The following is a 12,345-nucleotide window of genomic DNA, read 5'->3' on the forward strand; positions in this document are numbered from 1 at the left end:
TCCTTCAAAACTAAACAAGACGAAAACGTACGCTGCTCCATATATCCTTAGAAAGGAGGTGATCCAGCCGCACCTTCCGATACGGCTACCTTGTTACGACTTCACCCCAATCATCTGCCCCACCTTCGGCGGCTGGCTCCATAAAGGTTACCTCACCGACTTCGGGTGTTGCAAACTCTCGTGGTGTGACGGGCGGTGTGTACAAGGCCCGGGAACGTATTCACCGCGGCATGCTGATCCGCGATTACTAGCGATTCCAGCTTCACGCAGTCGAGTTGCAGACTGCGATCCGAACTGAGAACAGATTTATGGGATTGGCTAAACCTTGCGGTCTTGCAGCCCTTTGTTCTGTCCATTGTAGCACGTGTGTAGCCCAGGTCATAAGGGGCATGATGATTTGACGTCATCCCCACCTTCCTCCGGTTTGTCACCGGCAGTCACCTTAGAGTGCCCAACTGAATGCTGGCAACTAAGATCAAGGGTTGCGCTCGTTGCGGGACTTAACCCAACATCTCACGACACGAGCTGACGACAACCATGCACCACCTGTCACTCTGTCCCCGAAGGGAAAGCCCTATCTCTAGGGTTGTCAGAGGATGTCAAGACCTGGTAAGGTTCTTCGCGTTGCTTCGAATTAAACCACATGCTCCACCGCTTGTGCGGGCCCCCGTCAATTCCTTTGAGTTTCAGTCTTGCGACCGTACTCCCCAGGCGGAGTGCTTAATGCGTTAGCTGCAGCACTAAGGGGCGGAAACCCCCTAACACTTAGCACTCATCGTTTACGGCGTGGACTACCAGGGTATCTAATCCTGTTCGCTCCCCACGCTTTCGCTCCTCAGCGTCAGTTACAGACCAGAGAGTCGCCTTCGCCACTGGTGTTCCTCCACATCTCTACGCATTTCACCGCTACACGTGGAATTCCACTCTCCTCTTCTGCACTCAAGTTTCCCAGTTTCCAATGACCCTCCCCGGTTGAGCCGGGGGCTTTCACATCAGACTTAAGAAACCGCCTGCGAGCCCTTTACGCCCAATAATTCCGGACAACGCTTGCCACCTACGTATTACCGCGGCTGCTGGCACGTAGTTAGCCGTGGCTTTCTGGTTAGGTACCGTCAAGGTGCGAGCAGTTACTCTCGCACTTGTTCTTCCCTAACAACAGAGCTTTACGATCCGAAAACCTTCATCACTCACGCGGCGTTGCTCCGTCAGACTTTCGTCCATTGCGGAAGATTCCCTACTGCTGCCTCCCGTAGGAGTCTGGGCCGTGTCTCAGTCCCAGTGTGGCCGATCACCCTCTCAGGTCGGCTACGCATCGTCGCCTTGGTGAGCCATTACCCCACCAACTAGCTAATGCGCCGCGGGTCCATCTGTAAGTGACAGCCGAAACCGTCTTTCATCCTTGAACCATGCGGTTCAAGGAACTATCCGGTATTAGCTCCGGTTTCCCGGAGTTATCCCAGTCTTACAGGCAGGTTACCCACGTGTTACTCACCCGTCCGCCGCTAACATCCGGGAGCAAGCTCCCTTCTGTCCGCTCGACTTGCATGTATTAGGCACGCCGCCAGCGTTCGTCCTGAGCCAGGATCAAACTCTCCGAGGTATGCAGGATGCATATCACACATGCGTTGCTACACGATGTAGCGAACTTAGCATGTGATCATTTCCTGCCTCGCCAGTTTGACTGACTACCTATGAAGTTTCATAGGATTTTTTTATAAAAACTCGAATTAACAGGTACGTTTTGTCTTGTTTAGTTTTCAAAGATCATCTTCGTCGTCTCTCAGAGGCGACTTTATTAATATAACATTCTATCAAGATAAAGTCAACAACTTTTTTCTTAATGTTATTTATCAACCGCGCTGTTTCAGCGGCGAATACAAATATAACACCTTTTGAAAGAAGAAACAAGTATTTTTTCTAAATAATTTATTTTTCCTTATCTCTTCCTATATATTGATACAAATGCTGCTTATCTCGGGAATTGTCTATTGTTGATCCTGCAGGTCTTTAGTATATTTATAATAGATTGAAACTAAATAACCGCAGGGGGAGCTTTGTGCTGAGAGTGAACATTCGTTGTTCTGACCCTTTGAACCTGTCAGTTAATACTGAAGTAGGAATGTGGAATCACTTGAATACATACGGTGTATTCAAATCGATATGTTTTTCTATGAATAACATACTCATCCTTACACGGTCTCTCCTTGCTCAATTCATGAAAAAGGAGATTTTTTTATGCAGCAATCAAATCAATTGGTACGACTGATGGAAATCGCGATTATGACTTCACTTGCTCTTGTATTAGATTACTTATCAGGTCTCTTTTTAAGAATGCCCAATGGCGGTTCTCTTGCGCTGATTATGATTCCCGTTATTCTCATGTCTATTAGATGGGGAATATCTACCGGATTTATCATCGGTGTGTTAATCGCAGGTCTTCAGCTGATGAATAGCCCGATCATCGCTACACCTGTTCAAGGATTCCTCGATTACTTCGTTGCATCTGTTGTCATTTCTTTAAGCGGCCTGTTTTCTGGACTGATCAAAAAAGCCATTCAGGATCAAAAGCGAAAACAGCAATTCTTCTATATTACCTTAGCTGTTTTTGTTGCTAGTTTATTCAGGTTGCTGACGTTCTTTATTTCTGGCGTCGTTTTCTTCTCTCAATATGCACCGAAAGGAACACCAGGATGGGTCTACTCTTTAATTTATAACAGCACATATATGGTTCCTTCATTTATTATTTGCAGTATCGTTCTTTGTATACTCATCCCAAGTGCATCTCGTTTGGTTTTTCCTCATCAAAAATAACCGGCTGATTTCAGCTGGTTATTTTTTTATGCATAATTTGCTGATCTATGGAATCTATTAATAATAGAAGATTTCATGCTGGAGGTACGACAATGAGCCCTTACTCCATTATGCTGTGCTGCTATATTCTCAGTCTTGCTTATTTTTTGGCAGGTTTCTATGAAGCTTTAAAAATAGCAGGCGTGAAAGGAAAAGTAGAAGCTTCACCGTTTATTTCTTACATGCTGCTTGCTGTGCTCTTCACTTTTTTCTCTCATTATTACTGGAAGCTGACGATTTAATCCGTTGTACATGGTTATTCAATATAGACAGCTCCCATCCATACCCTATTTCATTATGGTTCTCGCCAGCCAGCTCGAACTGGCTGGTAACGACAAAACTAGGTTGAAGTTTTTGATAAAATTGTTTTGCCGAATTTTGCTCAAACACCCATAGCATCAACCTCTGATACCCTTTTTCTATTAAATAATCGACACCTTTAGCAATTAAAGCAATACCCGCACCTGATTTCTGTTTCTGTTGTAATAAATAGATGGCATACAGCTCTCCATCATATGTAGAATAACGTTCGTCACGTTGTTTTCCGAAAGAAGCAAAACCAAATACGCCATCCGCATCTTCTGCGACAAACGTGCCTTCAAGCGATCTTTTTCTCCAGCTCTCTTTCCGATCTTTTATATTTAAACCATCCAAATAATCCTGATTAATAATGCCTTGATAAGTCGTTTGCCAGCTCTTCACATGTATTTCGGCGATTTTAGGAATATCTTGATGTACAGCATGTCTCACCTTCATCCGCACCACTCCTTTTAGTTTTTTACACCCTATCTTCATTATCATAAATTCCTATTACGTAGAATTCAATGGTCTGTATTTCAATGGTTAAAACTTCTTCTATAAAAAATAGACACCTTCTGCTGGAAGGTGTCTATTGATTTTATTCTTCTATTTGAGTATCAGCGATCTCTTTTTTTCTTGGCTGTTTGATTTCGTTTGTCAGCTCTTGAATGCTTTGCTTCACATTTCCTTTGCCGGAAAAGTTCTCAATTATTTCTTTCACATCTATTCCAGAGGATGCTTTCAGGCTTTCTTGCAGACTGGACATGAGGTTTGTGGCATAGCCTGTAACTTTATTGGCACCGCTGCCTTCCCCGTTACCGCCCGTATCCACAACAGTAATTTTATCAATGTTAGAAAGTGGTGCAGATACTTGCTTCGCATATTCAGGTAGCATTTTCACAATCATATCAAGGATCGCTGCCTGACCATACTGTTCGAATGCTTCAGCGATTTTCTCTTTCGCTTCCGCTTCTGCAAGTCCTTTTAGTCTAATGACTTCCGCTTCTGTTTCCCCTTTTGCACGATCCGCTTCCGCTTTGGCAAGTCCGTCAATACGAACTTTCTCAGCTTCTGCTTTGGCCATTGCTTCAATGCTGTATTTCTTCGCATCTGCTTCAGCAAGGCGTTTCGCTTTTTCCGCCGCAGCCGACTGCTCAACAGCATAACGGTCCGCATCTGCTTTCTTTTTCACTTCAGAATCGTATTGACGTTCACGACGCTGAATCTCTTTTTCTTCTAATTCAATTTGTTTCTGACGCTCAATGATTTTGACTTGCATTTCTTGTTCAGTTACGTGCTGACGGTTACGAGCTGTTTCTAGATCGTACGCTTGGTCAGCACTTGCTTTCGCCGTATCCTGTTCACGTCTAAATTCTGCTCTTTTCAGCTCATTGATCTTTTCTGCTTCAGCGATTTCAGTAGCACGCTCAAGCTCAGATTTCTTCGCATCTTTATCTGCTTCGGCACGTTTGATACGTGTTTCTTTATCTGCTTCAGCTGTTGCAATATCTGCATCGCGTTTTACTTGGGCAATTCTTGGTTTACCTAGAGATTCTAAATAGCCATTTTTATCACGAACATCTTTAATCGTAAACGATACAATGACAAGACCCATTTTCGCTAAATCTTGAGAAGCGACACGTTGTACTTCTTGAGAGAATTTCTCTCTGTTTTTATAAATCTCTTCAACTGTCATTGATCCTAAGATGGAACGAAGATGGCCTTCTAATACTTCTCTTGCTTCGTTTTCGCGGTCTTCTTTTGTTTTCCCTAAAAATTGCTCTGCAGCAGTCGCGATTTCTTCAATCGATCCGCCAATTTTAATGATGGCTGTTCCATCCGCCATTACCGGTACACCCTGTTCGGTATAGACTTCAGGTGTTGAAACGTCTAGCTTGCTAGATAGTAAGCTGAGCGGCTCTGCTTGTTGAAAGACTGGAAGTACAAAGGTACCGCCGCCTCTCACAATCTTAATCTTGTTTCCACCTTCATCCACGTGGACATTTTTACTTCCTAGGTAACTTCCTGTGACGATTAATGCTTCATCTGGACCTGCTGTCCGGTATTTAGAAACAAATACACCAATAAGTGCAATAAGAATCACAAGCACAATTCCAATGATCACTAAAATCGTTGTTCCTGGCATAGCATTCCCTCCTAGATTTCTTCATTTGGTATAACAGATAAGACGCCTTTGTTCACTTCGACAACTAGCACACGGGTTCCATATGGAATCTCCTCTTGGTCGAAACTGACAGCTGGCTTTGAGATTTTCCCGCTATTACTGATTAACAGCACTTCTCCAAATCCGTCTTTTGGAACAGATACAATGATCTCCCCAGTTCTTCCTTTTAAATCGGCCTCCGTATAAGAGAGAGATTCTTCAGCAGAGGAAAGCGGGACTAATATAAATACATTCAAACAGGTCACAAGGATCACTGCGAGGACGGCAGATAATCCTGCGCCAAGTCCACTTCCTACAATTGCTGTTTTTTCAGAAATAAACCCTCCAGCCGAAAAAAAGGTAAGAAATGCGAGGATCAATGTTGGTTGAAGGAATGGAACAGGGATCGCTTCAAACAATCCATCAAATACATCGCCGAAAAAGACGAAAACAAGTGTCAGGATTCCTGATATCATTAATATGTATAAATACAGCGTCTGAAGAGGCAGCCCGAACACATCCATCTTCCTCCCCCTTTCTTCATGAAATGAACATCTTTTGTTTCATTTAGACCTCACCCACCTCCAATGTATTCCTTCTAACAGGTAATACGAACCACTTTTGTAAAGGTTTCATATTTCATCACAATTCTTCAAAGGGATTTTCGGATAGCTCAAGAATGATTGTCATGTACCATTATGTTAAAATTTGATCTTGAGGTGATGAGAAAATGAGTATATTACATGAAGCAAGACAAGAATTGTGGCACGAGCTGCAAGGTTTGAGCGAAGAACAATTGAACCAAAAATTATCTGATGATACTTGGAGTATTCAAGAGGTAGCAGATCATTTAAAGAAAATGGACCTAGTTGCAGCAAAACATCTAGCTGCTGAGGGGAAAAAAGCACCGATTAAAGAATATGAACCAAAGCCAGTAGAAATGGCAGAGGACCGTTCGAAAAAAGCCACTGCGCCTAGTATTGTTGAGCCTGAGCGCAAGCATGTCACACCACCTACACATTTAAAGGATGAGCTCGATACTGCACGTGAGCAGCTCAATCAAATTTTATCAACATTTACTGAGGAAGATTTCAAACGCGTCATTGCACACCCTGTGTTTAAAGAGCTATCCCTTAAGCAATACCTTGATTTTATCGGTGCACACGAAAAACGCCATATTCATCAAATCAAAGAAATTAAAGAACAACTATAGACATAAAAAAGACTCCCTTTTGGGAGCCTTTTTTCATTGTTACACCGTTTTAGGTGTTAACTCAAAGCAGCGAGCATAAATCCATTTGTACGCTTTTTCGTTTAAATCTCTTGGGTTTCCAACTGTTTGCGGATCTTTCATTGCTTCTTTAGATAAACGATCAATCATATCTTTTGATACACCTTGTTCTTCTAATGAAGGAACTTCTAAATCCTCCACTAAATCATACATCCAGTTCACAGCTGCTTTGGCTGCTTCCTCTGTTGTCATTCTGCTTGTATCAATCCCAAACGCTTGCGCAATTCGAGCGAATTTTTCCGGATACCCTTTCCAGTTATACTCCATCACTGGTCCCATCATCGCTGCAACACACTGACCGTGCGCGACAGGAATAATACCTCCGAGTGTTTGACTCATCGCATGTGCAGCTCCAGCTGATTCACTTCCATAAGAAAGCCCGGCAAGCATCGCAGCTTGTGCCATTCCATATCTTGCTTCTAAGTCCTCGCCATCAGCAAAGGCACGGCGAATATAATGAGCAGCATATTCAATTGCCATGAGCGCTACCGCATCTGTAATCGGCTGAGCAAATTTCATCGTATAGCATTCAATCGCGTGAGCAAGCGCGTCAATTCCAGTCATTGCTGTCACATGAGGCGGCATGGACACATGAAGCTCTGGATCAATGACTGTTAGATGAGCTGCAATGAGAGGTCCACCAGTATTGAATTTGAATTCTCTTTCTTCATCAGTAATGACCGCCCACTGCGTTACCTCTGAACCTGTACCAGCTGTTGTCGGAATAGTGGTTAAAGGAGGGATTCTGTTTTCTAACGGTTTTTTTCCCTCTGCCGCTTCGTAATCAAGGACTGAGCCTTCATGAGTCGCCTCTACTCCGATTGCCTTTGCTGTATCCATTGAACTGCCGCCGCCTACTGCGACTAATCCATTACAGCCTTCTTTTTCATATAAAGCAGATCCTTCGTTCACTAGACGGACTGGCGGATTTGGCTCTACTTTATCAAATAGAACGACATCGATTTGTGCTTCTTTTAATGAAGCAATTACTGGGTCCACCACGCCGGCTTGATAAATACCAGGGTCTGTTACAAGCAATACCTTTGAAACGCCGTATGCTTTTACTTCTTCCCCAACATGTTTCACTGCACCAATGCCGTGTTTGATAACAGTCGGAATTTCAAATGTGTGGAATTTCTGCATGCTTTCAATTTTCATATTTAGTGTCATAAAGAATCTCCTCCAAATGCTTAATTTTTATTTAAACCAATGAACCGCTTCAGGTTTTGTATTTCGATATAAATGCTTCAGTTCGGTATATTCTTCAAGCCCCGTGCGTCCTAATTCGCGCCCAATGCCTGATTGCTTGTAGCCACCCCAAGGTGCTTGAGCGAAATAAGGATGGAAGTCATTGATCCAAACCGTGCCCAATCTTAATTGTCGAGCCACTCTTTCGGCCTTGCTGATATCAGAAGACCACACAGCTCCTGCTAATCCATAAATCGTATCATTTGCCAGCTTGATGACTTCTTCCTCTGTACGGAAGGATTCGACTGTCAGGACAGGTCCAAAGACTTCTTCCTGTACAATCCGCATATCTGACGTGCAGCCTGAGAAAATGGTCGGCAAGTAGAAGAACCCATTTTGCAGCGCCTCTGCGTCAGGTCTTTTTCCGCCTGTCTCTAACTTAGCGCCTTCTTCTAAACCGATGCTGACGTATTTTTCTACTTTTTCTCGATGCTCAGCTGAGATGAGCGGCCCGCTCTGGGTGTGTTCATCAAAGCCGTTGCCTAGCTTGATTTTTTTCGTACGCTTCACCAGTTCTTCTAAAAATTCATCATGAATGGATTCTTCCACCAGCAAACGTGAACCTGCTGAACACACTTGCCCTGCATGGAAAAACACAGCATTCATCGCCTGGTCAACCGCTACGTCTAAATCAGCATCTTGAAACACAATATTCGGATTCTTTCCGCCGAGCTCAAGGGCTATTTTTTTCACATTCCCGCTGGCTCCCTGCATAATTTTCTTCCCTGTTTCAATACCGCCTGTAAATGAAATCAGATCTACTTGATCATTTACAGCAAGCTCATCTCCAACGGTTGCCCCAGGTCCAAGCACTAGGTTTGCAACGCCTGCTGGAACGCCCGCTTCTTCCATGAGTTTAAATACTTTTATTGTGGTGAGTGGTGTGATTTCACTTGGCTTTAAAACGATTGTATTTCCCGCCGCAAGTGCAGGAGCGATTTTCCAGCTTGCTTGAAGCAATGGATAGTTCCAAGGAGTGATTTGTCCGCATACACCGACAGGCTCTCTGACTAATTCACTTTTCGAGTTTGGAATTGGCGATGCTATGATTTCACCGCCATCTTTATCAGCCAGACCTGCGTAATATTGGAACACGTTCGCAATATCGTCCATATCTGCTTTGCTTTCCTCTAATGTTTTGCCTGTATCAAGCGATTCCAATTTGGCTAGTTCATCAAGATCACGTCTAATCAATTCAGCTATCTTAAACACAATATTTCCTCTTTCAAGTCCAGGCATGTTTGCCCAGTCCCCTTGATCGAAGGCTTTTCTCGCTGCTTTAATGGCTAGCTGCGCGTCATTTCTAGATCCTTCGCTGACTGTCGCGATCACTTCTTGATTGAACGGATTGATGATATCCCGTGTGTCGCTACTTTTAGCGCCAACCCATTGTCCGTCTATAAATAGTGTTTGACTCATAGAAGGAACCTCCTCTGATTCTCTTTGGTAAGTTTGTTAAATAAAAATTTAACATTTTGAACATAATTAACTTATCATGTTCAAATTTTTCTGTCAAAGGGAGATATGCTTCATTTATTTTGACATTTTGTATTCTTTCGTTAACATATAGTCCATAAAGATTTTTTTGAACGGATTGAATTTTCTTAATAGAAAGCAGGGACAAAATGAAAAAGCAGGAAAAACCGCAAGCAGAAGATCGTATTTTAGCTGCTAAAGATCTAGTCATTGATTCCATAGCTGAAACGATGGATCTCTATGGCATTACACGAAGTGCAGGTATTCTATATGGAACGATGTATTTAAATGAGGAAATGACACTGGATGAAATGCGTGAAGAGCTGCAAATGAGTAAGCCGAGTATGAGCACGGGTGTGAAAAAGTTGCAAGACATGAATATTGTCAAAAAGACGTTTCACCGTGGCCGAAGAAAACACAGCTTTGTTGCGGAAAAAGACTTTTTTAAGTTTTTCACGAACTTCTTTCCGCAAAAATGGGAACGTGAGGTCGAGGTCAATTTAGCGGCAATTGAAGAAGCGCAAGAGCGGCTTCAAGAGGTGTCGCGTGATGATCAGCTGGAGGAACATGTAAGAGAAGAAGCGCAGCAGCTCATTGAGCAGCTTGAAAGCTCAAAAGCCTATTATGACTGGCTGAGACGATTAGCCCATTCCGTTCATTCTGGTGAAATATTTGACTATATTCCGATTGAACAGAAAGAAAAATAGACGATGTGTTTATGTTTTACAGCTTGAATTTCACAGGAGGATTGATTATAATAAATTATGTCGTCATACCTCGGGGCATTAGCTCAGCTGGGAGAGCGCTACGCTGGCAGCGTAGAGGTCAGCGGTTCGATCCCGCTATGCTCCATACGAAAAACCATTCTTGTAAAATCAAGGATGGTTTTTTTATGTACATATCTCTTACAGTTCTGTTTGTTCTTTGTTTTTTCTTAATAACTTTATGATGCGGTATGTGATCACAGAAAGATAAGTTAGGATGAGAATGATTGTATAGGACACAGGGAAGTCGCTCGTCATTTCGTGATAAATGAAATAGATGAGCAGCACTGACAGCATAATGATCTGGAGCAGTTCTTTTTTCATTTTTCTCTCCTCTCATGATAGGGATTTGGCCAATTATATCACAAATGATGTCATTTTTTGTTAGCTATCAGCAAGGAAGCATTTCCTCACTTGCTGATAGCTTTTTTTATAGATCATCATTTCTTCTGTAATTGTTCGATTTTGTTCTTCGTCTTCGGTCCGTAAATTCCGTCTGCAGCTAAGCCGTTCATGAGCTGGAACCGCTTGACCGCATTCGCCGTTTTCGGTCCATAATAGCCGTCAATCCCGTTGTTTTTTGCCCCTTTGTCTGGGTGAAAATAGAGGGAAGATAAGGCTTTTTGCACGGCAGTGACTTGAGGGCCTTTTGTTAAGGGCTTGGTGACTTTTAAAATGCCAGATGGCAGATTTGACGATTTCTGTTTGGAAACGGGTGCTTTATGGCTCAAACTTTCTGCCTGAACTGGTTTTCTTGTGCTTTTGCTGCCGGTTTGCGCTGTGGCTATTCCAGCTTTAAACTGATCCCACCCTCCGAGAAGTTTCCTTGGACACTCTTTCCCGCTCCAATGTTTATGAGGCACTACATTTGATAAGGGAATTCCGAAATCTCCCATCAGCTTTCGAATGAGCCATTGGGCATTTTCGACTGCTTGTTCAAAGTTGCCGTCTGCATTTTCACAAATTTCAATACCAATTGATTTCATATTGCCGGTGCCTTTGCCATCCCCTGCGTGCCAGCCGTTTTCGTTTAACGGTAAATGCTGATAAATCACCTGATCATCAACGGTGTAATGCCAGCTCACCCCGGTACTTGAACGTGCAACAAACGCTGCATGACTGGCCGCATTAGCGCCTTTTGCACTGTTAGACGTATTATGCACTGTAATATAGAGCGGCTTCATCGTGTTTCCTGGTCTGTTGCGATGTTGTTTTGGAATCAATGCTTGAATGATTTTTACCATGTCGTTTCTCCTTCAAGTATTATTTTGTTAGCCCTCTTTGTTTCAGAGCATCTTTTTGTAATTTGCCTTTGTAGGTCACATAATTGTTTTTAAACCAAGCTATTACCGCTGTGACCATAGTGAAAATTGTAGAACCTGCCACATATAGTGCCTCACCTGCGGTTTGTACTTGCTCCTCACTAATCGGCAGCACTGTCTGTCCAAACATGACAAGCGTTTGATTGATCAGAGCAATAAAAAGAAGCACTGTGCGAATCACAGTGCCTTTGTCGAATGTTTTCATGATATTTACCTCCTATTTTAAATTCCGTTCAATTTTGTCAAGCTTGTCGATCACGACATCATACTTCTCACTAAACTTTGCTAACACATCATTTTGCGCCTCGATTTGCTCATTGAGTTTGTTTTCTCTTTCCTTTGTTGTGTTGAGAACATAGAACAGAATCCAGCAAAAGAGAACGGCAAATGGGCCTTGTGTCATTAAGTTTTGAACAACATCTACTTCCATTGAAATCACCTTCTTTCCGACAAAAAAATAAAGCCATTAGGCTTCGTATTTGTCTCCTGTTATGTCTTGATAGTCGTCTGCCGAGATCCAGCCGATCCTTACATAAAATGCAATGTCCTCTGGGCCGTAACATTGCCAGTCCCAAAATTGTTTGATATCTGCTACAGTTGGAAACATCATTCTGAAGTCCTCCCTGTCTGCATAGCCAATAGCTGCGTTAATTGTTTAGATAATAAAGCATTTTGTTTCTTTAAAAGTTCTATATCACTTGGCGGGAGAGGGGCTGGTTTTAGGCTATCTATATACTCCTGTGTCGCTGATTCATACCATTGCTGTTTTTCCACATCAAAAGCTGCTTTATAAAAAGAGGGATTATTGGGTGGAGCAATTGTTGTGCATTGATCTGGAATGATATAATTTCCTTCATCATCCCTCTCAAACACTACTATAGGTCTGACCAATTCATTTTGATGATTGTACTCATAAACTTGTATCATACT

15 protein-coding genes, 1 tRNA gene, 1 rRNA gene and 1 riboswitch are annotated in these 12,345 nt (G+C 42.8%); of the genes, 5 read left to right on the forward strand and 12 right to left on the reverse strand.

Annotated elements, in window-relative coordinates:
* Positions 1–51: 51 nt before the first annotated feature.
* Positions 52–1,600, reverse strand: a 16S ribosomal RNA gene (locus NSS80_RS15150).
* A 435-nt stretch (positions 1,601–2,035) separates the two neighbouring features.
* Positions 2,036–2,137: riboswitch (TPP riboswitch) on the forward strand.
* A gap of 98 nt (positions 2,138–2,235) precedes the next feature.
* Here NSS80_RS15150 and thiT point away from each other — a divergent pair.
* Both thiT and NSS80_RS15160 read left to right on the forward strand, forming a co-directional pair.
* Positions 2,236–2,811 (forward strand): energy-coupled thiamine transporter ThiT, encoded by a 576-nt coding sequence (gene thiT, locus NSS80_RS15155; RefSeq protein ID WP_034284310.1) that lies wholly within the window; start codon positions 2,236–2,238, stop codon positions 2,809–2,811.
* A 92-nt stretch (positions 2,812–2,903) separates the two neighbouring features.
* Positions 2,904–3,092: a hypothetical protein gene (locus NSS80_RS15160; protein ID WP_024423229.1), complete on the forward strand. Its 189-nt coding sequence runs from the start codon at positions 2,904–2,906 to the stop codon at positions 3,090–3,092.
* Here NSS80_RS15160 and NSS80_RS15165 read toward each other — a convergent pair.
* From NSS80_RS15165 to NSS80_RS15175, 3 genes are all read right to left on the reverse strand, one after another.
* Positions 3,052–3,606, reverse strand: a complete 555-nt coding sequence (locus NSS80_RS15165; RefSeq protein ID WP_034284309.1) for a GNAT family N-acetyltransferase — start codon at positions 3,604–3,606, stop codon at positions 3,052–3,054. The two genes, NSS80_RS15160 and NSS80_RS15165, sit on opposite strands and share 41 nt — an antisense overlap.
* A gap of 142 nt (positions 3,607–3,748) precedes the next feature.
* Complete coding sequence (locus NSS80_RS15170; protein WP_034284308.1) at positions 3,749–5,296, reverse strand: flotillin family protein; 1,548 nt, start codon at positions 5,294–5,296, stop codon at positions 3,749–3,751.
* Positions 5,297–5,307: 11 nt separating this feature from the next.
* A complete protein-coding gene (locus NSS80_RS15175; protein ID WP_041115891.1) occupies positions 5,308–5,838 on the reverse strand; it encodes a hypothetical protein in 531 nt (176 codons plus the stop codon).
* Positions 5,839–6,044: 206 nt separating this feature from the next.
* On the opposite strand from NSS80_RS15175, the gene NSS80_RS15180 reads away from it, so the two are divergent.
* Positions 6,045–6,527: a DinB family protein gene (locus NSS80_RS15180; protein ID WP_342498337.1), complete on the forward strand. Its 483-nt coding sequence runs from the start codon at positions 6,045–6,047 to the stop codon at positions 6,525–6,527.
* Between the two features lie 39 nt (positions 6,528–6,566).
* Here NSS80_RS15180 and NSS80_RS15185 read toward each other — a convergent pair whose 3' ends face one another.
* Positions 6,567–7,775, reverse strand: a complete 1,209-nt coding sequence (locus NSS80_RS15185) for an iron-containing alcohol dehydrogenase (protein ID WP_025094230.1) — start codon at positions 7,773–7,775, stop codon at positions 6,567–6,569.
* A 27-nt stretch (positions 7,776–7,802) separates the two neighbouring features.
* Positions 7,803–9,272: a betaine-aldehyde dehydrogenase gene (gene betB / locus NSS80_RS15190; protein WP_041115889.1), complete on the reverse strand. Its 1,470-nt coding sequence runs from the start codon at positions 9,270–9,272 to the stop codon at positions 7,803–7,805.
* A gap of 206 nt (positions 9,273–9,478) precedes the next feature.
* Here betB and NSS80_RS15195 point away from each other — a divergent pair, with 206 nt between their 5' ends.
* Both NSS80_RS15195 and NSS80_RS15200 read left to right on the forward strand, forming a co-directional pair.
* On the forward strand, positions 9,479–10,036 hold the full coding sequence (locus tag NSS80_RS15195; protein WP_034284303.1) for a GbsR/MarR family transcriptional regulator: 558 nt from the start codon (positions 9,479–9,481) through the stop codon (positions 10,034–10,036).
* Positions 10,037–10,108: 72 nt separating this feature from the next.
* Positions 10,109–10,181 (forward strand) — tRNA-Ala (locus tag NSS80_RS15200).
* Between the two features lie 53 nt (positions 10,182–10,234).
* Here the strand turns inward: NSS80_RS15200 and NSS80_RS15205 are convergent.
* The 6 genes from NSS80_RS15205 to NSS80_RS15230 form a co-directional block, all read right to left on the reverse strand.
* Positions 10,235–10,417 carry a hypothetical protein gene (locus NSS80_RS15205; protein WP_034282447.1) on the reverse strand — a complete coding sequence of 61 codons (183 nt, stop codon included), beginning with the start codon at positions 10,415–10,417 and terminating at the stop codon, positions 10,235–10,237.
* 116 nt (positions 10,418–10,533) lie between these two features.
* On the reverse strand, positions 10,534–11,337 hold the full coding sequence (locus NSS80_RS15210; RefSeq protein WP_041115887.1) for an N-acetylmuramoyl-L-alanine amidase: 804 nt from the start codon (positions 11,335–11,337) through the stop codon (positions 10,534–10,536).
* A gap of 19 nt (positions 11,338–11,356) precedes the next feature.
* Positions 11,357–11,620 (reverse strand): phage holin, encoded by a 264-nt coding sequence (locus tag NSS80_RS15215; RefSeq protein ID WP_024423242.1) that lies wholly within the window; start codon positions 11,618–11,620, stop codon positions 11,357–11,359.
* A gap of 12 nt (positions 11,621–11,632) precedes the next feature.
* Positions 11,633–11,845: a BhlA/UviB family holin-like peptide gene (locus tag NSS80_RS15220; protein ID WP_017367922.1), complete on the reverse strand. Its 213-nt coding sequence runs from the start codon at positions 11,843–11,845 to the stop codon at positions 11,633–11,635.
* Between the two features lie 36 nt (positions 11,846–11,881).
* Positions 11,882–12,025, reverse strand: coding sequence for an XkdX family protein (locus NSS80_RS15225; RefSeq protein ID WP_041115885.1), 144 nt, complete (start codon positions 12,023–12,025; stop codon positions 11,882–11,884).
* The gene (locus NSS80_RS15230; RefSeq protein WP_041115883.1) at positions 12,022–12,342 is read right to left on the reverse strand and encodes a hypothetical protein; all 321 of its coding nucleotides are present in this window, start codon (positions 12,340–12,342) and stop codon (positions 12,022–12,024) included. The genes NSS80_RS15225 and NSS80_RS15230 overlap by 4 nt, the downstream gene beginning before the upstream one ends.
* Positions 12,343–12,345 lie beyond the last annotated feature (3 nt).

Source organism: Bacillus sp. FSL M8-0350, assembly GCF_038593345.1.
Taxonomy (GTDB): Bacteria; Bacillota; Bacilli; order Bacillales; family Bacillaceae; genus Bacillus; species Bacillus safensis.

Bases quoted from the DNA above. Each gene is read 5' to 3' on its own strand.
- NSS80_RS15195 (WP_034284303.1), top strand. From the start codon at position 9,479: ATGAAAAAGCAGGAAAAACCGCAAGCAGAAGATCGTATTTTAGCTGCT.
- NSS80_RS15210 (WP_041115887.1), bottom strand. From the start codon at position 11,337: ATGGTAAAAATCATTCAAGCATTGATTCCAAAACAACATCGCAACAGA.
- NSS80_RS15215 (WP_024423242.1), bottom strand. From the start codon at position 11,620: ATGAAAACATTCGACAAAGGCACTGTGATTCGCACAGTGCTTCTTTTT.
- thiT (WP_034284310.1), top strand. From the start codon at position 2,236: ATGCAGCAATCAAATCAATTGGTACGACTGATGGAAATCGCGATTATG.
- NSS80_RS15170 (WP_034284308.1), bottom strand. From the start codon at position 5,296: ATGCCAGGAACAACGATTTTAGTGATCATTGGAATTGTGCTTGTGATT.
- NSS80_RS15225 (WP_041115885.1), bottom strand. From the start codon at position 12,025: ATGATGTTTCCAACTGTAGCAGATATCAAACAATTTTGGGACTGGCAA.
- NSS80_RS15165 (WP_034284309.1), bottom strand. From the start codon at position 3,606: ATGAAGGTGAGACATGCTGTACATCAAGATATTCCTAAAATCGCCGAA.
- NSS80_RS15175 (WP_041115891.1), bottom strand. From the start codon at position 5,838: ATGGATGTGTTCGGGCTGCCTCTTCAGACGCTGTATTTATACATATTA.
- NSS80_RS15230 (WP_041115883.1), bottom strand. From the start codon at position 12,342: ATGATACAAGTTTATGAGTACAATCATCAAAATGAATTGGTCAGACCT.
- NSS80_RS15205 (WP_034282447.1), bottom strand. From the start codon at position 10,417: ATGAAAAAAGAACTGCTCCAGATCATTATGCTGTCAGTGCTGCTCATC.
- NSS80_RS15220 (WP_017367922.1), bottom strand. From the start codon at position 11,845: ATGGAAGTAGATGTTGTTCAAAACTTAATGACACAAGGCCCATTTGCC.
- NSS80_RS15160 (WP_024423229.1), top strand. From the start codon at position 2,904: ATGAGCCCTTACTCCATTATGCTGTGCTGCTATATTCTCAGTCTTGCT.
- NSS80_RS15185 (WP_025094230.1), bottom strand. From the start codon at position 7,775: ATGACACTAAATATGAAAATTGAAAGCATGCAGAAATTCCACACATTT.
- NSS80_RS15180 (WP_342498337.1), top strand. From the start codon at position 6,045: ATGAGTATATTACATGAAGCAAGACAAGAATTGTGGCACGAGCTGCAA.
- betB (WP_041115889.1), bottom strand. From the start codon at position 9,272: ATGAGTCAAACACTATTTATAGACGGACAATGGGTTGGCGCTAAAAGT.